Source organism: Streptococcus sp. SM5 (genome assembly GCF_027497975.1).
On the sequence record NZ_JAJNSC010000012.1, the window covers coordinates 41991 to 63081 of the forward strand.

Consider the following 21091-nt stretch of genomic DNA (forward strand, 5'->3'; position numbering starts at 1 on the left):
GCTAGATAAAATTGATTTTATCTTTGCTTGAAAGAGTTTTCTCAGCAAAAATCCCCTTGAACAGTAACGTTCAAGGGGATTTTTTTGTCTACTAATGTATTTTTTACTTGGCTTCATACCAAGTCACACCTTCATTCTCATCAGCAATCAATGGCACACTGAGTTGAATGGCTTCTTCCATGGTTTGTTTGACGAGTTTTTTGATAGCAACTAATTCTGATTTAGGCACTTCAAGAACAATTTCATCGTGCACTTGTAAAAGCATCTTGGTTTGATAACCACCTTCTACCAATGCTTTATCCAGCTGAATCATAGCGATTTTGAGAATATCTGCTGCCGAACCTTGGATAGGTGAATTGATCGCTGTACGCTCTGCAAAACCACGAATGTTAAAGTTACGCGAATTGATATCTGGCAACTCACGACGACGTTTGAAGAGAGTCTCTACGTAACCCTTATCACGCGCCTCACGAACCACTTCATCCATGTAGTTTTTAATACCTGGGAAGCGTTCAAAGTAGGTGTCGATGTAAGCCTTCGCTTCTTTACGGCTGATACCTAGATTATTGGATAAACCAAAGTCTGAAATTCCGTAAACCACTCCAAAGTTGACAGCCTTGGCATTGCGACGGTCGTTTGGCGTCACATCCTCAGGACGTTCAATCCCAAAGACACGCATGGCTGTCGAGGTATGGATATCTGCCCCTTCTTGGAAGGCCTTAATCAAGTGCTCATCCTTAGAGATATGCGCCAAAACGCGCAATTCAATCTGTGAGTAATCCGAGCTGAGAAGGACACTATCCTCCCATTCTGGTACAAAAGCCTTACGAATGAGGCGCCCTTGTTCCAATCGAACAGGGATATTTTGCAAGTTTGGATCTACACTAGACAGACGCCCTGTCTGAGTCAAATCTTGCACATAGCGCGTGTGAATCTTACCATCCGCTAAAATCCAGTCCTGTAAGCCAATCACGTAAGTGGATTGAATCTTAGCAATCTGACGGTAATCGAGAATTTTCTTGACGATTGGTGCAATAGGAGCTAGACGCTCCAAGACATCTACTGCTGTCGAGTAACCGGTCTTGGTTTTCTTAGTGTATTCGAGAGGGAGACCTAGCTTTTCAAAAAGCAATTCACCAAGTTGTTTAGGCGAGTTGATATTAAATTCCTCACCAGCCAATTCATAAATCTCTTGAGTCAGTTTCTCAATGACAAGCTCATTTTCAGCTTGCATCTCGAGTAGAGTTTCTTTTTTAACCTTAATCCCAGCGATTTCCATCTTAGCAAGAACAAAGGCCAAAGGCTGCTCCATCTCATAGAGGAGGTCTAATTGACCGTTTTCACTTAACTTTTCAAGCAATACAGGCTCTGTCTCAACCAATACAGCAACCTTACGAGCTAAGTGTTCCAAGAATTTCTCTCGCTCAGGGATAGCTTTCTTGACACCCTTACCATAGAAAGTTTCATCATCGACTAGGTAAGTTTGGCCATAGAGACTAGCAATGGTTGAAATTTCATTATTCTCTACTGTTGAGAGAAGATACTTAGCTAAACGACTGTCAAAAGCAGGAGCCTGCAAATTCAAACCAAAGCGATTTAAAAGGACTTTTGCTTTCTTAAAGTCATACACTTTCAGAGGTGTTTTTTCTAGAAAATCCTTAAAAATCGGATTCTGCAGAAGTTCCAGCTTATCTGTAGCGTAGAGTTTGTCTCCACAAGACCAGGCAAAGCCAACTAAATCATCTATATGATAGTTTTCTCCAAAAAGTTCAAAGTGGAAGATGGAGTCTTCACTCAGCATATCTTGACTCACTTTATCCACCATAGTGAAATTCAAAGTCTCAGCTTGGTTAGTCTGAGAAGCATTCAAGGCTTGCTTGAGCTGTTTAAAGCCCATCTCATCGTAGAATTTCCCAAGGTTTTCCACATTTGGTCCACTATAGACCAAATCATCTAGACCTATCTCGATTGGCGCTTTCGTGTCGATGGTAGCTAGTGTTTTTGACAGGAAGGCTTGTTCCTTATCATTGACAAGATTTTCCTTCATCTTAGAGGCCTTCATGCTATCAATATTTTCATAAATGCCTTCCAGCGATCCGTATTCTAACAAAAGCTTGATACCAGTCTTCTCACCAATCTTAGTGACCCCAGGGATATTATCTGACTTATCCCCCATGAGTGCCTTGAGGTCAATAAACTGAGCTGGTGTGATTCCCATCTTTTCCATGAGATATTCTGGTGTAAAGGCCTCAAACTCAGTCACACCTTTCTTAGAAATCTCAACCACGGTATGCTCATCTGTCAACTGGATCAAGTCCTTGTCTCCGCTGACAATGGTCACATCAAAAGACTCTTTCTCAGCCAAGCGGCCCAGGGTACCAATGATATCATCCGCCTCATACTGGGCCAACTCATAATGACGAATTCCAAGATGATCTAGCAACTCACGTATAAAAGGAAATTGCTCACGAAACTCATCTGGAGTCTTGGCACGACCACCCTTATAATCTGCATACATCTCTGTACGGAAAGTTGTCTTTCCTGCATCAAAAGCAACCAAGATATGACTCGGTTGGACACGTTCCAATAGGTGATTTAGCATCAGATGAAATCCGTAGATTGCATTGGTATGAAGTCCATTGTCATTTTTAAAACGATCCAGTTGCTGATAAAGTGCAAAGAATGCTCGGAAAGCAACCGAAGAACCATCAATCAATAATAATTTTTTCTTGTCCATACACCCATTATATAGGAAAGCAGGGAAAAATACCATTGCTAAGAGTTAGATTAAAGGAGAAGGCTTATTGGGATGTTTTTTCAACTCGCGCACCATTGCTATCAACTTGGAATCCATCGATTGTCGTATCTACTGCCAATTCTCCAGATGCATTCACGTAATAATATTTCCCTGAAACCTGGAACCACTGATCTGTTTTCATAGCTCCTGAGCTTTCAAAATAATACCAAATGCCTTTGTCCTTCAACCAACCCGTCTGCATTTCTCCAGACGATTTCAGGTAATACCACTTGGAACCGTCTTTTAGCCAACCTGTTCTCATGGCACCACTTGTTTGGAAATAGTACCAACTGCCGTTTATCTTTTTCCAACCAAGAGCGACTTTCCCATTTTCATAATAGTACCAAGTTGTCCCCTGTTTTTCCCATCCACTCTTAGAGGCGGCTATTTTAGTTAGCTGGACATATCTTCTACTACCAGTTCGGGATAGATAAGAAAGCCATTTATAGCCATCTTTTTCAAGAGTCTGATCGTAATGAACACTTTCTCCAGGGTAATAATAGTCAATAATCGCAGCCTGTTGTGATGGCTGGTTCATAATAGCAGCTTTTTCTGTAAACAAATGAGTCCCAGGAGTCCCAAGGGATGGAGTTACAGGTACAATAGGAGCTTTACTCGTAACTCCCAGATCCTTAAAGTGAATGAAGCCTGTCATAGAACTTGCTTTTATCGTTCGACGATTATACTTACCTGTATATCCATAGTTGTATTCTTCAATTTCAATCATATCACCAAAAACATTTGAAACCCATGCAACGTGGCCATAGTCTCCGCTTCCGTCCCAAGCAATTGAACCAATTGTCGGAGTCTTATCCACACGATAACCTTCTCGTTGAGCACGATAGCCCCACTCCCTAGCATTTCCGTATGCTGGAGGTAGCTCAAATCCATTGGCGTTACTTAAACGAAAAGCAGCGAAAGAAGTGCATTGTCTAGAGTATAGACGCCATTTGTCAATATCTTGGCTTCCATTTTTATAGTAATGAGGGTAATCATCCCCTCGTGCTCTAGAGGCTTGAGCCAATTGATCAGCCTGAACAGATCCAGCTCCAAATAAAAAAGCACCTGCCAGCAATAGGGAAGCTGTTCCTACAGTAGCTTTTTTTAGAGTAATAGCCTTTTTATTTCCTGCTTTAGTAAATGTCATTCATTCTCCTTTAGTGATATAAATTTTTGAGGTTATCCTCAAATAACTTATTCGGGAGAAAAAGAAAAAAGTGGGAAATTTCCCACTTTTAGATAATTATTCCTCGTCCAAGTATCGAATCAAATTCTTTTCAGTTAAGATATCTGAGTAAGTAAAGGATTCAACATAGACATTAGCTTGTTTATCTCCTTCAACATTACCAAACTCAACGATAAAGAGTGACGGATACACTTCTATCAATTTTCCTAACTTATTTTTTTGACGTTTACGACCATTTTCTAGGGTCATCTCAACGACTTGTCCTTCATGCGCCTTGATTTCTTCTTTGATTTTTTTCATCTTAGCTACATCTGTAAATGCATCTGTCATCTTTGTTCCTCTCTCTTTGAAATACTTGAAAATTTGTTATATTCTTTTTGGAAAATCAACTCAACTGTCCCACGAGCACCGCTACGGTTTTTCTCAATAATGACTTCTACCTTATTATTCGGAAGACCTTCCTCTTCTCCACCAGTTCTATCATAGTAGTCTTCACGGTAAAGAAAGGCTACAATATCCGCATCTTGCTCGATAGATCCCGATTCACGAATATCGGATAAAACTGGTCTTTTATCTTGGCGTTGCTCAACTCCACGAGATAACTGACTAAGGGCAATGACTGGAACTTTGAGTTCCTTTGCTAGAATCTTCAACTGACGAGAAATTTCAGAAACTTCTTGCTGTCGATTTTCTCGACCAGTTCCTGTGATTAGCTGTAGGTAGTCAATCAAAATTAAACCAAGATTACCTGTTTCCTGTGACAATTTTCTCGCACGAGAACGAATCTCTGTGATTCGAATCCCTGGTGTATCATCGATATAGATACTTGCTTTTGCAAGATTACCTTGAGCAATCGTATATTTGCGCCACTCTTCCTCAGTCAATTGCCCTGTACGGATAGAGTGAGACTCTACCAAACCTTCAGCAGCCAACATACGGTCGACTAAGCTCTCTGCCCCCATCTCTAGCGAGAAGATAGCAACTGTTTTATCTAACTTGGTTCCAATGTTTTGAGCAATATTTAAAGCAAAGGCCGTCTTACCAACAGCAGGACGAGCTGCTATAATAATCAACTCTTCCTCGTGTAAACCTGTAGTCATATGATCCAAATCTTGATAACCAGTAGCAATTCCTGTAATATCCGATGTTTGTTGTGAGCGAGTTTCCAAATTTCCAAAGTTCAGGTTTAGGATATCACGAATATTTCTAAACCCACTACGATTGGCATTTTCGCTAACATCAATCAAGCCCTTTTCTGCCTGAGCAATAATTTCATCCACAGGACTAGATGCTTCATAAGCTTGATTAACAGAATCTGTTAATTTAGCTATCAAGCGACGAAGCATGGCTTTTTCTGCCACAATTTTTGCATAATACTCAGCATTGGCAGAGGTTGGAACAGAGTTGATGATTTCAACAAGGTAGGACAGGCCACCAATATTTTGTAAATCATTCTGATTATCTAAAATGGTACGAACAGTTGTTGCATCAATTGCTTCACCACGATCAGACAGATCCACCATAGCCTGAAAAATCAAACGGTGAGCATACTTAAAGAAGTCCTGAGAATCAATATATTCTCGGACAAATACGAGCTTGCTTTCATCAATAAATATAGCTCCCAACACAGATTGTTCTGCCAAAATATCCTGGGGCTGAACTCGTAGTTCTGCTACTTCTGCCATCAGACTTTCCTTCCTCTTACAAAAACGTTACTCAAATCTAGCTTAACCTTCTCTTACACGAAGATTGATGACGCTAGTTACATCTTGATAAATCTTTACAGGTACATCAATCAAACCAACTGCTCGAATTGGCGCTTGCACTTGGATGTGACGTTTATCAATTTTAATTCCAAATTGTTTTTGGAGTTCTTCAGCAATTTTCTTATTGGTAATAGAACCAAAAGTACGTCCATCTGGACCTACCTTCTCTACAAACTCAACAATCGTTTCTTCAGCTTCAAGTTTTGCTTTGATTTCTTGTGCTTCAGCTAGAAGTTCAGCATGCGCTTTTTCTTCTGATTTCTGCTTACCGCGCAACTCTCCAATAGCTTGAGCTGTTGCTTCTTTCGCAAGATTTTTCTTGATTAAGAAGTTTTGTGCATAACCTGTAGGAACTTCCTTAATTTCACCTTTTTTTCCTTTTCCTTTAACATCTGCTAAAAAGATTACCTTCATTCTTCTGTCTCCTTATTTGTTATATCATTAGAGATTACTTTCTTTAATTTATCTCCGGCTTCCTGTAGGGTCATATCACTCAAACGCGCTGCTGCTAAGTTAAAGTGACCACCACCGCCTAACTCTTCCATAATACGTTGAACGTTAATCTTACTGCGACTACGAGCAGAAATAGAAATATCTCCCTGGAGATTTCTTGCAACTACAAAACTAGCTTCTATACCTGACATAGCAAGCATAGCGTCTGCCGCTTTACTAATGACAACCGTATCATATTCCTTATTCTCTAAAGCTTGGGCTACCAGAATAGATGGTTGCACCATTTGGCCTTGTAAAATTAATTCATTTACTAAACGGTACTCTTCAAAATCAGTCGCTGATATATCTTGAATTACAACACTATCACTTCCACGTATTCGTAAATAGCTAGCCACATCAAAAGTTCGACTAGTCACACGAGACGTGAAATTCTTAGTATCAAGCATCATACCACCCATCAGTAGGCTTGCTTGAATACGACTCAATCGAATCTTCTTAGAATTTTGGAACTGAATTAACTCAGTCACTAATTCACTTGCACTGCTAGCTCCGCTTTCAATATAGGTAATAGCTGCATTGTCAGGGAAGTCCTGATCTCGTCGATGATGGTCGATGACAATGGTTTGAGTAAACAAGTCATAAAACTCTTTTGAGAGTGTCAAAGCTGTCTTAGAATGGTCAACCATGACTAATAATGAACATGTCGTCACCATATCCATTGCTTCAGTTAGAGGAAGAAGTTTTGTCACTCCCTCGTTTTCTAAAAATTCTATAGCTCTATGAATATCAGGAGACATTTGCTCAGCATCATAAACAACATAGGACTCGTCCATTACATTGCTAGAGAATAACTGCATACCGACAGCCGAACCTAAAGCATCCATGTCTAAGTTTTTATGCCCAACGATGAATACACGATCAACACTTTTCAGCTTTTCAGAAATTGCAGTCATCATTGCTCTCGTACGAGTTCTTGTACGTTTAACAGACGCAACAGAGCCTCCACCAAAGTAGACTGGATTCTTAGTCTCATCATTTTCTCGTACGACAACCTGATCTCCGCCACGAACTTCAGCTAAGTTAAGGTTGGATAAAGCAACCTTACCAATGCTCTCGTGATCACCGTCTCCATATGAAAGTCCCATACTAATCGTTAAAGGTAGATTCCTTTGTTTAGCTTCCTCACGGAAGGTATCAATGACAGAGAACTTATCCTTCATCAAATGTTCAAGAACGATATAGTCTGTAAACAGGTAAAAGCGATCCATGCCAACGCGGCGTGAAAACATCTTATGCTGTCTTGTAAATTCCTCAACAAAATTGGCAACAAAGCTATTGATCTGGCTGATATCAGATTCAGACGTTTCATTTTCTAAATCATCATAGTTGTCAACTGAGATAACACCAATAACTGGACGACTAGTAGCCAGTTCAACTGTCGCTTCATACTCTCCTGACACATCAAAAAAGTATAAAACTCCAGAATTTCTGTCAAGATGAACAGCGTAACGCTTCTCTCCAATATTGGCATAAACACCAGGAGAAGATATAGACGCTTTTATGATTTCTTGAACTTGGGAAATATCAATCTCCCCATCTTCAGTTGTTAGAATTAGCTCGGCATAGGGATTAAACCATTCAATTTCAATACTATCCATGTTGAGTTTGATTACTCCAACCGGCATCCGTTCTAATAGTGTACTTAGACTATCTTCAGCTTGGTGGTTTACATATTGAATTTGCTCAATTTCAGTTTTCTGATAGCATTTTCTCTGAAAATTAAATAACACTAAAAATGCTACAATAAAGAAAAATAGGCTTGCTATTGTGACAAAATCATCTTTCAAGAAAATAACCAATACAGACACGACTAAAAATGCCGTCATAGCAAATAGGTATATTAAAAAGGGATTTTTTTCATTTTTTTTCATTCGAAACCTCTTGCGCATTATTATACCATAAATAGAGGCAAAAAGCGAACTTAAGGAAGTTTATAGACATGCTAGACAAGTGTTGCATCAAGCTTTTAAAGAAAAAGGAGGGCGATTAAGTCGCCCTCCTATAGATATACTTCTATATTTGCCTTATGAATTTATTCTGTAAAATAGATTATTCGCCTACTGAGATTTCAACCTGTTTAAGACGTTCTTGTGCTTCTGCCACAATTGTTTCGATGATTTCTTTACATGGTTTAATTTCTTTTACCATACCTGCTATTTGTCCACTCATCATTGAACCATGCACAGTATCACCTTCGTAAACAGCTTTAGAAAGTGAACCGATAGTAATTTCCTCAAGCTCTTCACGGTTTGTACCTTTTTGTTCTAATTCGATGTAGTGGTCTGTCATTTCATTGCGAATACAACGAACAGGAGCTCCTGCAATACGTCCAGTAACAGCAGTTGCTGTATCATTTGCTGCAAGGACAGCTTCTTTATAAGCATCAGCAATTGGACATTCGTTTGAAGCCAAGAAGATAGTACCCATTTGTACACCTTGAGCTCCAAGTGTAAAGGCAGCAGCCAATCCACGACCATCAGCAATACCACCCGCAGCGATAACAGGAATATCAACAGCGTCTACAATTTGTGGAATCAAAGCCATAGTGTTGGTGTCACCAATGTGTCCTCCGGCTTCTGAACCTTCAGCAACAACTGCATCAACCCCAAGTTCTTGCATTTTTTGAGCATGTTTTACACTAGCAACCACAGGAATCACTTTAACGCCAGCTTCTTTCAAATATGGCATGATATGTTTTGGAGTTCCTGCACCAGTAGTAACAACCGGAACTTTTTCTTCGATAATAACTGTTACAATATCCTTGATGTTTTTCATCATTAACATGATATTAACACCAAAAGGTTTGTCAGTTAATTTTCTCAATTCACGAATTTCTTCGCGAAGTTGTTCTCCTGTCATACCACCAGAGGCAATAATTCCTAGTCCTCCAGCTTCTGAAACAGCAGCAGCAAGTTGATAGTGAGAAATTTGAGCCATAGCTCCTTGGAAAATAGGGTATTTAATTTGCAAAAGTTTAGTAATAGACATATGTTTACTCCTTTATTTTCGGTTCAGTTTTGTTTGAAATTCAACAGGCTATTTTCCTGTATCTATCAAACAAGAGAATTTAGTCATTTGTCTCCTTATACGCAACTATTATAAAAAGTCTGGTCTACGATCTTGCTGTTCTGTAAATGGAATCACTGGTGGACGTGAGCGTAAAACATAGTTCACAAATTCTTTACCTTCTTTATCAAATTCTGCAACTGCAAAAAATTGATCATGATAGAAGAAGAACTTATAACCATTTTCAAAGGCTTGCTTAAGCCATTTTTCTTTTGCTGAAATAGACTTCATTGGATAATCATCTACAGCCGGAACCCACAGTGGATTTCGATGAGCGTGTGTTAACATCAAATCACCCATGTGAATCATTGTATCTTCACCTTGTTTAAGCAAAATAATACAGTGACCATTACTATGTCCGCTTGTATGAATCATTTGAATTTCTGGAATAATCTCAACAGAATCAGAGAAAGTTGTAACTTGGTCCTGAATTGGTTCCCAATTCTCTTTCAGATAAGTTCCACGAGTACGATTGTTAGGATTTCTCATCTCGTACCATTCTATATCATTGACAATAATCTTTGCATTAGGAAACTTAGAAACAAGATTGCCCTCAGAATTAACGCGTGTCAAACCACCTGAATGGTCATGGTGCATATGTGTCATCAATACATAATCAATCTTCTCTGGAGACAAGCCTAAAAGCTCTAAACTCTCTTCAATTTTACTTTCAGATAAAATTCCAAGATTGCGTCTTTGTTTCTCAGACAATTTTGCCGTATCGAAACTTGCATCCATCAGGTAATTCTTCCCTTGATATTGAATGAGGATTGGATCTGTCAACTCTGACATCATATTCGCTTCATTAGTTGGGTAGTAACGTGACCACACAACTTTTGGAACAGGACCAAATAATGTCCCTGCATCAGTTAATTTATCAGCTCCTCGTAGCCATGTCAATTTCATATCGTGAAATTGATACTCTTGCAACTTGAGTTCTGTCATTTTATTACTCCTTTAGCCACTGGTGTGCTATTCTTTTTCGAATTGAGTCTCCAGATTTCCCGTAACTTTCAATAGTTTTAGCATCTTTTAAATAACGATCAATCGGGGTTTTATCCTGTGCTTGTAGCGGACCTATTAATCTGATAATCTCTTCAGAAATTTCAATAGCTACTTTTGTAGTAAATAATTTAATCTGTGAAACATACAAAGAATCATCTAACATTTGATTTTTATATGAATTAAAATACGCTTCTGCTGCACATAGTTTTGTATATAAATCAGCAAATTGATGTTGATAAATCGTCGCATCAATCAACCTCTTACCAAAACCACGTTTCACCTTTAGAAAAGATAAACCTTTTTCAAAAGCTCCTTCGGAAATTCCAATAGAAACTGCGCTTAAACCTAATTGAAGCTTTCGAACAAAGTCACTTAACTGTTCTTGACCAGCTAAAGTCATCCCTAATAAACTATCCTCTGATAATTCAATATTATCAAAAGTAACTGAACTGATTGGTAAACCTTTTAGTCCTTGTTTAGGGATATCTTCTCCAAAATAAACACCTGGATCCTTAGTGTCTACGATAAAAAATCCAAACGACGGTTTCTTTTCATCATTTTCTACTTTGGCAAATATAAAAAGTATATCCGTAAAACGGCAATTTGAAACAATCGATTTCTTACCTGAAAGACGCCATCCATTACTTGTTTTAGTCGCAGTTGTATTCACTAATTCTAGATTTTCGCCAAGATATCCCTCAGAAAAACCTAGACCAGCCAATATCTCTCCTTTAATTAATTTTTCAAGATATAGACTTTTTTGTTTGGGACTACCGTATCGATTAATAGGATAAATCCCATAGCAAGCCTGCGTTAATAAAACTGTCGAAAAAGCAGCAAATTCTTTTGAGATTATACGAATAAAAGTCATGAATTCTTCACTTAAAATCGAATCTTCATCCCTTACGATGGATGAAAATATATCAAAAGATTCAATAAACTTATCGAACAATTCTCTTGGAAATTGATTTTTATCTGTTCTATGCTCAAAATAGCTTGCAATTAGACTGCTTATTTCTGCATTATACCTTTTAGCAAGGTTATCATTGTAGACCATCACTCTTCACCCCAAGCTAATTCTCAGACAAGGGTTGATAATACCCTTTTAACAATTCTTCATACACATAGGATTCGACCTCGTTGTAGGAATCCTTGTACGGTCTACAGAACCAAACATTAAAAGGAATCGGGTCATTAAATCGAACAGTTTGGAAGCGACTACTATCTACAAGAGTTTCAACAGATTTTGGTAAAATTGTAATCAAATCTGTTTGATAAGTAGACTCAATTAAAAAGTCCCAAGTAGATGATAAATAAGCAAATTTAGTATTTATGCGTTGTGAACGAAGTTTCTCAACCACCAAATCATAAGTCGTAAATGTTTTATTAAAGATTGCTAAATCATAATCAGCAAGATCAGACCAATCTAGCGCTTCTTTCTGTGCTAATGGATGATGTTTATCCATATAAGCAACATACTCGTCTAAATGAATAATATGTTGTTCAAATTTTTGTGCATCTAAGTTCGTTGGCTCAATTAAAAATGCTAGGTTTAAATCACCGTCACTCATTTTTTGGTGAATTTCTTTCCCTCCACCCTCTATAACTTGAATATAGATGTGAGGGTTGTTTCTCAAAAAATGCGGTAGAGCGTTTGAGAAGAACGTTCTTAATATCAAAGAAGGAATACCAAGATTAATAGTCCCTCTCTGCTTTTGTGATTCAATATGAATCATTGAAAGCATCTCTTCGTGACGATTAACAATTTCTGTGGCAAAACGATAAATCTTTCGTCCTGCCTCAGTCAAACTTTCCAATCTACCATTCTTTCGATTGAATAATTGGATCCCCTCAGCTGCTTCAAAATTTGTTACAAATTGACTTAAGGCTGACTGACTAATATGGATCTTCTTTGCTGCAATCGATAGATTGCAACCACATTCGACTATATTAATGAAATAGTTCATTTGTATAATATCCACTTAGCTATCACCCTACTTCCATTTATTTTTTCACTTAGATACCAATTGATACTACCGCCTAAAAAGGCGATAGTATCGTTTACATATATAATATCATGTTCAGAAGAAAATAGCCAATATTAGCCTAGATAGGCATTGTCTTCACATCTTCTGCAACAATAACGTCACCGGCTGTTTTTTCAAGAACTTCTTCTACAGTTACACCTGGTGCAACTTCTTTCAACAAGAATTTACCATCTTTGAATCCAAAAACAGCTAGTTCTGTAATGACAAGATCTAAAACTCCTTTAGCTGATAGAGGCAATGTGCACTCTTTCAAAAGTTTAGATTCGCCACCTGTAGTATGTTGGATTGCTCCAATAACGCGTTTAGCACCTACCAAAAGGTCCATCGCTCCACCCATACCTGGTGCAAATTTTCCTGGGATAATCCAGTTTGCAATGCTTCCGTCTTGGCTTACTTCAAGAGCTCCAAGGACAGTCGCATCAACGTGACCACCACGAATAATTGCAAATGATGTTTGCAAATCAAACAAAGCAGCACCTGGAAGGAGAGTAATTGGCGCACCACCTGAGTTTGCTAGGTTTGGATTGTAATTATCTTTAGTTGGTGTTTCACCAAAGCGAAGGGCACCATTTTCTGCTTGAAGGATTACGTTAACACCTTCTGGGATGAAGTCTGCAGAAGCATTTGGAATACCAAATCCAAGGTTTACAACATCACCATCTTTAAATTCAAGAGCAACACGTCTTGCAATAATTTCTTTTGGTTTCATATTACTTTACCCCCGCTAATTTATTAGTCTCTGTCCAGAGGTCACCCATCATCTTGTGGTGTTCTTCTGGAGTTAAGCCTTGGACTACATAGTCAACAAGGATACCTGGAATATAGATGTCATCCGGTTTAATTTCACCAACTTCAACAATTTCATTTGTTTCAACGATAACTGTATCTGCTGCAAGAGCTAGTTGCAATGAAATGTTCTTAGTTGTACCATCAATGTACAAGTTTCCGTACTTATCAGCTTTTGTAGCTTTAATCAATGCTACGTCAAGTTTTAGCGGGTCATAAATGAGGTACTCGCGACCATTGCGAACTACTTTTTCATGTTCATTTTCTAAAATAGTACCAACTCCTGTCGGTGTCAAAACTCCTCCAAGACCTGCTCCACCAGCGTGAAGACGTTCAACAACAGTACCCATTGGAGTGAATTCCACTTCCATTTCTCCACTAAAGTATGCTTTTTGAGCAGCAGGAGATGTACCAACGTGGGCAGCAATATATTTTTTAACTTGGTGGTTTTCACAAAGGCGTCCAACACCCACTTCTTTACCTGGATGTGAAGTAACAACTGAAACCAAAGTCAAATCTTGTTGATTTTGTCTAACCAACTCTTCGATTAACTCCAAAGGTTCACCAACAGCAAGGAATCCTGAAATCCCTACGACATCACCAGGTTTTACTTTAGAAATAGCTTCTTGTAATGATAAAACAGCTTTCATACTAACACCTCAATTTTTATTTACGGTTGAACACGGCTTTACGTTTTTCAACAAAAGCACGCATTCCTTCAACTTTGTCTTCAGTAGAGAAGAGAAGAGCTTCAGCTTCTGTCTCTAAACGAATTGCATTCTTAAGAGGAAGTTCTGAACCAACTTGAATGACATGCTTAGCTTTTTCAACAGCCAACGGAGCATTTTTCATGATACTTTTAGCTAGTTCTTCAGCAGATGACAATAATTCCTCAGCTGGAACAAGTTTGTTCAAAATTCCTAGGTCATAGGCTTCATTTCCTTTGACGATTCTAGCAGTGTAGATCAATTCTTTTGTCTTGCTAGTACCGATCAAACGAGACATTCTTTGTGTTCCTGCGAAACCAGGAATGATACCCAAGCCAACTTCAGGGAATCCTACCATCGTCTTTTCAAAGCCAATTCTAATATCCGTTGAGAGTGCAAGCTCCAAACCGCCTCCCAAAGCATATCCATTAAGAACTGCAATAGTCGGTTGAGTAAGATCAGACAGACGGGTAAATGTATCATTGGCATATGTCATGTATTCGAAGGCTTGAATTGGAGACATTTGGTCCATTTCCTTAATATCAGCCCCTGCAACAAATGCTTTATCACCTTGGCCAGTCAAAATAACAACACGGATGTCTTCATGTTTTTCTACTTCATCCAAAACAAGATTTAAATCCGTCAAAACCTCTGAACTCAACGCGTTCAAAGCTGCTGGGCGGTTAATGGTGATATAACCGATACCATCTTTAACCTCTAATAAAACTGTATTACTCATTATTCTCCTCCTACTTTAAGTTATTTTGAGTATAGAGTACTGCGTCAACAAATACTGATACCAATGTAAGTGCTTACATTATAATAATACCTTATTTATTAACAACCGTCCACTTAGTATTTATGCTTGGAACTATAAGTTTATCTTATAGGAAAGCGCTTTTATTTTGATACTTTAGACTTCTAATTATTTAGAATAAAAAATATCTTACCCGAAATTCTCCGAGGAGATTTCAGGTAAGATATAATACATTTTAGTCAATCGAATAAAGTAGGAATTAACGTTCTACGATAACTGCAGTACCCATTCCTCCACCGATACAAAGTGTAGCAAGACCACGTTTTGCATCACGTTTTTCCATTTCGTGAAGAAGAGTAACCAAGATACGGCATCCTGAAGCACCGATTGGGTGTCCAAGAGCGATAGCTCCACCGTTAACGTTTACTTTTTCTGGGTCAAGACCTAGTTCTTTACCAACTGCACATGCTTGAGCCGCAAATGCTTCGTTTGATTCTACCAAGTCAAGATCTGCAACTGTAAATCCACCTTTTTCAAGTGCTTTACGAGATGCATAGATTGGACCACAACCCATAACTTTTGGATCAAGACCAGCGCTTGCGTAAGATTTGATAGTTGCCAATACTGGAACTCCCAATTCTTTAGCTTTTTCAGCACTCATAACTACGACTGCTGCTGCACCATCATTGATACCTGAAGCATTACCAGCTGTTACAGTACCATCTTTCTTGAATACTGGACGAAGTTTAGAAAGCCCTTCAAATGAAGCGTCTTTTCTTGGGAACTCATCTGTATCAAATACAATAGGCTCTCCACGGCGTTGTGGAATTTCAACTGGAACGATTTCTTCTTTAAAGCGTCCAGCTTCGATTGCAGCAACTGCACGTTGTTGTGATTGTACAGCAAAGTTATCTTGATCTTCACGAGTGATTCCGTATTGTTCAGCAACGTTTTCAGCTGTAATACCCATGTGGAAACCTTCGAAACCATCTGTCAAACCATCGCGAAGCATAGTATCTACTACTTTAGAGTCTCCCATACGAGATCCCCAACGTTGGTTTTGAACAACGTAAGGAGCTTGACTCATGTTTTCTGCACCACCGGCTACAACAATATCTGCATCTCCGCACAATACTGCTTGAGCTGCCAACTGAACTGCTTTCAAACCAGATCCACAAACTTTGTTAATAGTGAATGCTGGAGAAGCAACTGGGATACCCGCGTTAACACTCATTTGACGTGCAACGTTTTGTCCAAGGCCTGCGCCAAGAACGTTACCCATGATAACTTCATCAACTTGTTCTGGTTTCAAGTTAGCTCTTTCGATTGCGCTTTTGATAACTAAACTTCCTAGATCAACAGCAGAAACATCTTTCAAGCTTCCACCGAAAGCACCTAGAGGTGTACGAACCGCTGCAACAATAACTGCTTCTTTCATTATTTGCTCCTTATAATCTTAGTATTTAAAGAATCCTTCTTTAGTCTTACGACCTAGTTTACCAGCTTCAACCATTTTCTTCAATAGTGGTGCTGGACGGTATTTAGGATCACCGAAGCCGTTATTCAATACTCCCATGATTGCCAAACATACATCCAATCCGATCAAGTCAGCAAGTGCCAATGGGCCAATTGGATGGTTTGCACCCAATTTCATAGCTTCATCAATTTCTTCTGCAGAAGCAACACCTTCACCAAGGATAAAGATAGCTTCATTAATCATTGGGATCAACACACGGTTAACAACGAATCCATAAGAGTCTTTAACATCAACTGCAGTTTTACCAATTTTTTCAGTCAATTCACGAACTGCTTTTACAACTTCATCTGAAGTTTGAAGAGCACGAATGACTTCAACCAACTTCATAACTGGTGCTGGGTTGAAGAAGTGCATACCAATTACACGTTCTTGATGAACTGTAGCCGCAGCAATATCAGTAATAGATAGAGATGATGTGTTAGAAGCCAAAATTGTTTCAGGAGCAGTGATTTCATCCAATTGTTTAAAGATGCTGAGTTTGATATCTCTGTTTTCTGTAGCTGCTTCAATAACCAATTGAACGTTTTTAGCATCTTCGTAAGAAGTTGAAGGGATCAAGTTACCCAAGATTTTTCCTTTTTCTTCTTCTGACATACGTCCTTTTTCTACTGAACGAGCCAATTGTTTAGAGATGTTATCAATCCCTCTTTGTACAAATTCTTCTTTAATGTCATTAAGGTATACTGTAAAACCAGATTGAGCGAATACTTGCGCGATTCCGCCTCCCATTTGACCAGAACCAATGATCATTACTTTAGAAATACTCATTATTTTCTCCTCTTAATTTTAATATATAAAGTTTATAAAGAAAGAATCGGAACGGTCTTTCAGCAAATGCTAAGCAACCGTTCCAAATTCATTATTATACGAATTATACGAATGCACCGATACCAGTGAGTTCACGACCAACGATCAATGCGTTCACTTCGTGAGAACCTTCGTAAGTGTAAATTGCTTCAGCATCTGCGAAGAAGCGAGCTACGTCAGTTTCAAGAGTGATTCCGTTACCACCACATGTTTCACGTGCAAGAGCAACTGTTTCACGCATTACCAATGAGTTATGCATTTTAGCAAGTGCAGAGTTAAGCATCAATTCGTTACCAGCTTCTTGCATTTCTGCGATACGTGCTGAGTAAGAAAGTGCTGCTACAGCGTTAGCTTGCATTCTAGCCAATTTTTCTTGAACGATCTGGAATGAAGCGATTGGACGTTTGAATTGTTGACGGTCTTTAGCATATTTAAGAGCTGCAACAAATGAACCACAAGTGATTGCAGTTGCAATGTGAGCAACGTCAGCACGAGTAAATGTCAAGATACGAGCTACATCAGCAAAACCGTTAATGTTTACCAAACGGTCTGAATCTGGAACTTCAACATTCTTCATAGTAATGTGACCATTACGTACGCAACGAAGAGCAGCTTTGTGAGGAATTGGCTCAGCGTGGTATCCTGGAGCACCTTTACGAACGATGAAACATTTCACGCGTCCATCTTCAACGTCGCGAGCGAATACTGGAACAACGTCAGCTGTGTCTGATCCACCGATCCAACGTTTTTCACCGTTCAAGATCCATTTATCTCCAACGCGCTCAGCTGTTGTAGCAAGACCACCAGCGATGTCAGAACCTGACAATGGCTCAGTCAAAGCGAAACATCCTTGCCAGTCAAATGCAGCCAATTTAGGAAGGAATTCTTTTTGTTGACGCTCATCACCACCAAGCAAGATTGTGTTGTAGCAAAGTCCACCATGTACTGTGAAGAATGTTGCCATAGAAGCATCGAAACGACCTAATTCAAGGTACAAGAATGCGATGTAAAGTTCTGATGGTTTGTAGCTTCCTTCTCTTCCTTCGAACAATTTAGGGTTGTTCATGATTTGTGCGCCTTTTGCTACAGCGTAAAATTGTTCGAATGGGAAATCAGGTGCTTCCCAATATTCATTAATTACAGGACGAAGGTGTTTTTCAATCAAACGACGAGTTTCTTGTAAAACTTCTGCTTCTCCCAATGTTAAACCATCTGCATAGTGGAATAGATCCTCTGGATATAATTCGCGCAAGATTTCTTCTTTAGTTGCCATCTGTGGACTCCTTTGTAATAAATTAATTTTAGAGCGCTTACATTTTTGCGCTCAATATTTGTTGACATGACTATTTTAACTTAAAGCGCTTTCTTTTGTCTACTTAATTAAAGTAAATGTCCCTATAAGTTGAGTTAATACTCTAACTTATATCTTTGTAAAATCAAATAAGTGGGCTGTTTTCAACAGCCCACTTATATATTTACACGATAATATCTTATGATTCTTTTACTTCGAGAAGACCGATATCTCCATCTTCACGACGATAGATTACATTTGTTGATTCATCTTCAACATCTACGTAGATGAAGAAATCATGCCCTAGCAAGTCCATTTGTAGAATGGCTTCTTCTAAGTCCATTGGTTTCAAATCAATTTGTTTTGAACGAACAACTTTTGGTTGTGATGTATCTGTATCTTCAACCAAGGCATCTGTGAAGAGTTGGCTTGTAGATACTTTATTTCTGTTTTTACGCTCAATCTTTGTTTTGTTTTTACGGATTTGACGTTCAATCTTATCTGTCACTAGGTCGATAGATCCATACATATCCTGAGAAACATCTTCTGCACGAAGGGTAATAGAACCAAGTGGAATCGTTACTTCTACCTTAGCAGTTTTTTCACGATAGACTTTCAAGTTGACACGCGCATCTAATTCTTGATCTGCTTGGAAGTATTTTTCGATCTTTTCGAGTTTAGAAACTACATAATCACGAATTGCTTCAGTTACTTCTAGGTTTTCACCACGGATACTATATTTAATCATATAAGTACCTTCTTTCTAAACATATTTGTTTTTCTACATTTATTATAACGCTTTCATATTTTTTTTGCAATCTTTTTCCTCATCTTACGAGGGAAAATGTTTTAATTTTCTGACAACCAGCTTCTATCAACATTTTTTTAATACGATTTATTGTAGCACCTGTTGTATAAATATCATCAAATAATAAAATCTTTTCTGGAATCTTTACTCCCTCTTTGATTACAAAGGGGTTTTCTACTTGCAAACGGTCTGCTCGGTTCATAGATGAACTGGCTTTAACTTCTTTTTTGTCAATAATATTGTAATAAGAAAGCCCTGTTCCCTCAATTAAACCTTCTACTTGATTAAACCCCCTTTGCTGTAATCTCTCCTTGCTTAGAGGAATAAGCACAAGCTGATAATCTTTATATTTTTGAAATTTTTGGTAAAGAACTTTTGTAAATACCTTCCTTAATAGATAATCTCCATCAAATTTATATCTATGAAAATAATCCTTCATGGCTTCATTATAGGTAAAAACAGCTTCATGCTCTACTTGAGTCCCTTCTTTATACCAATACTGACAATCCTGACAGGGACTTGTCTCCCCCTCCTTAAAACACGTTGGGCAGTGTTCAGGACTAATTCTTTCAAAATGATTAAAACAAGCGGAGCAGGTATATGTCTCTTCTTTTTTGAGAAGCAATAAACTTGTGAATGATAACTCAGTTTCTAAATCTTTTCCACATATTAGACATTTCATAGACTTGCCTCCTGATTCATCTCTTTGACTTCCTTTATAGCTTTCTTGATAGATCTATTTATCCCATCATGAAAGAAGATAAGTTGACCTGTAGGACGATCCATACTTCTCCCCACTCGTCCTCCAATTTGGATTAAACTAGACTTGGTAAAGAGTTGGTGATTAGCTTCTACTACAAAAACATCCACACACGGGAAAGTAACCCCGCGTTCTAGGATGGTTGTACTTATCAAAATAGTCAGCTCTCTATCTCGAAAGGCTTGTACTTGTTGCAAACGGTCCTCTGTAGCAGAAGAAACAAAACCAATTTTCTCATTGGGAAAGGCACGCTGTAAGATTTCCTTTAGCCTTTCTCCTTTTTCAATCTCTGATGCAAAAATCAGTAAAGGATAAGCCGTCTCTCTTTGTTTCTCAATATAACGCCTTAATTTGGATACTAAACGATTTTTTTGTAAATGTTTATCGAAGTTAGATAACCAAACTGGCTTTGGAATAACTAAAGGATTGCCATGAAAACGGCGTGGTAGACTAAGACGCTTTAATTCCCCTTGCTTGACCTTCTTATCCAACTCATCTGTAGAAGTAGCCGTCAAAAAAATTTTCAAACCACTCTCTTTTACACAGTTATTGACAGCATGATACAGTATGGGATTGTCTACATAAGGAAAAGCATCCACTTCATCAACTATTAATAAATCAAAAGCTTGATAGAATTTTAGTAACTGATGTGTTGTAGCAACCACTAAGGGAGTCCGAAAGTAGGGCTCTGATTCACCATGTAGTAGAGAAATTTTACAGGTAAAATCACTCTGTAGCCGCTTATATAACTCCAAGCAGACATCTATTCTTGGACTTGCCAGACAGACTGCTCCACCCCTATTAATTACTTTAGCAACAACTTGGTAGATCATCTCTGTCTTTCCAGCGCCCGTAACTGCATGAACTAAGCTAGGTTCCTTCTTATCTACTGCTTGGAGCAAACCCTTTGACACCTGTTCTTGAAAAGGCGTTAATTGTCCAGACCAGTTGAGAACATCTTGTCTCGGAAAATCTTCTTGAGGGAAATAATAAAGGGACTCATCACTTCTAACTCTCTTCATAATCAAACACTCTCGACAATAAAAGGCTCCAACAGGCAGATGCCACTCTTCCTCAACCATGCTGCCACAACGCTGACAAACTAGTTGTCCTTTCTCTCTTCTCATAGAAGGAAGCAGTCTAGCCAGTTGCCGCTCTTCGATACTCAATTCTTGTTCAGTAAATAGACGACCAAGGTAATTTGGATTAACTTTCATACTTATATGTTCGGAAAAACTAGCGATTTATACTATTTTT

The 21091-nt window shown here is 38.5% G+C and carries 19 protein-coding genes; all 19 read right to left on the reverse strand.

The window, feature by feature from the left end; genetic code table 11:
• Nucleotides 1–103: 103 nt before the first annotated feature.
• The 19 genes from polA to PAN07_RS10140 all read right to left on the reverse strand — a co-directional run bounded on the left by polA (nucleotide 104) and on the right by PAN07_RS10140 (nucleotide 21051).
• Nucleotides 104–2737: a DNA polymerase I gene (gene polA, locus PAN07_RS10050; protein WP_269797859.1), complete on the reverse strand. Its 2634-nt coding sequence runs from the start codon at nucleotides 2735–2737 to the stop codon at nucleotides 104–106.
• A gap of 64 nt (nucleotides 2738–2801) precedes the next feature.
• Nucleotides 2802–3944 carry an SH3 domain-containing protein gene (locus PAN07_RS10055; protein WP_269797860.1) on the reverse strand — a complete coding sequence of 381 codons (1143 nt, stop codon included), beginning with the start codon at nucleotides 3942–3944 and terminating at the stop codon, nucleotides 2802–2804.
• Between the two features lie 96 nt (nucleotides 3945–4040).
• Nucleotides 4041–4313 carry a Veg family protein gene (locus tag PAN07_RS10060; protein ID WP_075565140.1) on the reverse strand — a complete coding sequence of 91 codons (273 nt, stop codon included), beginning with the start codon at nucleotides 4311–4313 and terminating at the stop codon, nucleotides 4041–4043.
• The gene (dnaB, locus tag PAN07_RS10065; protein ID WP_269797861.1) at nucleotides 4310–5668 is read right to left on the reverse strand and encodes a replicative DNA helicase; all 1359 of its coding nucleotides are present in this window, start codon (nucleotides 5666–5668) and stop codon (nucleotides 4310–4312) included. Before dnaB ends, PAN07_RS10060 begins: the two co-directional genes overlap by 4 nt.
• Nucleotides 5669–5710: 42 nt before the next feature.
• The gene (rplI, locus tag PAN07_RS10070; RefSeq protein WP_269797862.1) at nucleotides 5711–6163 is read right to left on the reverse strand and encodes a 50S ribosomal protein L9; all 453 of its coding nucleotides are present in this window, start codon (nucleotides 6161–6163) and stop codon (nucleotides 5711–5713) included.
• Nucleotides 6160–8133: a DHH family phosphoesterase gene (locus PAN07_RS10075; protein WP_269797863.1), complete on the reverse strand. Its 1974-nt coding sequence runs from the start codon at nucleotides 8131–8133 to the stop codon at nucleotides 6160–6162. The genes rplI and PAN07_RS10075 overlap by 4 nt, the downstream gene beginning before the upstream one ends.
• Nucleotides 8134–8311: 178 nt before the next feature.
• Entirely contained in the window at nucleotides 8312–9250 is a 939-nt protein-coding gene (locus PAN07_RS10080; RefSeq protein WP_269797864.1) for a DUF561 domain-containing protein, read from the reverse strand.
• Nucleotides 9251–9358: 108 nt separating this feature from the next.
• Nucleotides 9359–10273 (reverse strand): MBL fold metallo-hydrolase, encoded by a 915-nt coding sequence (locus PAN07_RS10085; protein WP_269797865.1) that lies wholly within the window; start codon nucleotides 10271–10273, stop codon nucleotides 9359–9361.
• A 4-nt stretch (nucleotides 10274–10277) separates the two neighbouring features.
• Nucleotides 10278–11390: an acyl-CoA dehydrogenase gene (locus tag PAN07_RS10090; protein ID WP_269797866.1), complete on the reverse strand. Its 1113-nt coding sequence runs from the start codon at nucleotides 11388–11390 to the stop codon at nucleotides 10278–10280.
• Between the two features lie 16 nt (nucleotides 11391–11406).
• Entirely contained in the window at nucleotides 11407–12315 is a 909-nt protein-coding gene (locus PAN07_RS10095; RefSeq protein WP_269797867.1) for a LysR family transcriptional regulator, read from the reverse strand.
• A 124-nt stretch (nucleotides 12316–12439) separates the two neighbouring features.
• The gene (locus tag PAN07_RS10100) at nucleotides 12440–13090 is read right to left on the reverse strand and encodes a 3-oxoacid CoA-transferase subunit B (RefSeq protein WP_075565155.1); all 651 of its coding nucleotides are present in this window, start codon (nucleotides 13088–13090) and stop codon (nucleotides 12440–12442) included.
• Nucleotide 13091: 1 nt separating this feature from the next.
• Nucleotides 13092–13817 carry a 3-oxoacid CoA-transferase subunit A gene (locus PAN07_RS10105; protein ID WP_269797868.1) on the reverse strand — a complete coding sequence of 242 codons (726 nt, stop codon included), beginning with the start codon at nucleotides 13815–13817 and terminating at the stop codon, nucleotides 13092–13094.
• A gap of 16 nt (nucleotides 13818–13833) precedes the next feature.
• Entirely contained in the window at nucleotides 13834–14613 is a 780-nt protein-coding gene (locus PAN07_RS10110; RefSeq protein ID WP_269797869.1) for an enoyl-CoA hydratase-related protein, read from the reverse strand.
• Between the two features lie 277 nt (nucleotides 14614–14890).
• On the reverse strand, nucleotides 14891–16069 hold the full coding sequence (locus PAN07_RS10115; RefSeq protein ID WP_269797870.1) for an acetyl-CoA C-acetyltransferase: 1179 nt from the start codon (nucleotides 16067–16069) through the stop codon (nucleotides 14891–14893).
• Nucleotides 16070–16087: 18 nt separating this feature from the next.
• Nucleotides 16088–16936, reverse strand: a complete 849-nt coding sequence (locus PAN07_RS10120; RefSeq protein WP_075565162.1) for a 3-hydroxybutyryl-CoA dehydrogenase — start codon at nucleotides 16934–16936, stop codon at nucleotides 16088–16090.
• A gap of 103 nt (nucleotides 16937–17039) precedes the next feature.
• A complete protein-coding gene (locus PAN07_RS10125) occupies nucleotides 17040–18248 on the reverse strand; it encodes an acyl-CoA dehydrogenase family protein (protein ID WP_269797871.1) in 1209 nt (402 codons plus the stop codon).
• Between the two features lie 217 nt (nucleotides 18249–18465).
• Nucleotides 18466–19014: a ribosome-associated translation inhibitor RaiA gene (raiA, locus tag PAN07_RS10130; RefSeq protein WP_269797872.1), complete on the reverse strand. Its 549-nt coding sequence runs from the start codon at nucleotides 19012–19014 to the stop codon at nucleotides 18466–18468.
• Nucleotides 19015–19093: 79 nt separating this feature from the next.
• Nucleotides 19094–19756: a ComF family protein gene (locus PAN07_RS10135; protein WP_269797873.1), complete on the reverse strand. Its 663-nt coding sequence runs from the start codon at nucleotides 19754–19756 to the stop codon at nucleotides 19094–19096.
• Nucleotides 19753–21051 carry a DEAD/DEAH box helicase gene (locus tag PAN07_RS10140; protein WP_269797874.1) on the reverse strand — a complete coding sequence of 433 codons (1299 nt, stop codon included), beginning with the start codon at nucleotides 21049–21051 and terminating at the stop codon, nucleotides 19753–19755. Before PAN07_RS10140 ends, PAN07_RS10135 begins: the two co-directional genes overlap by 4 nt.
• Nucleotides 21052–21091: the final 40 nt, after the last annotated feature.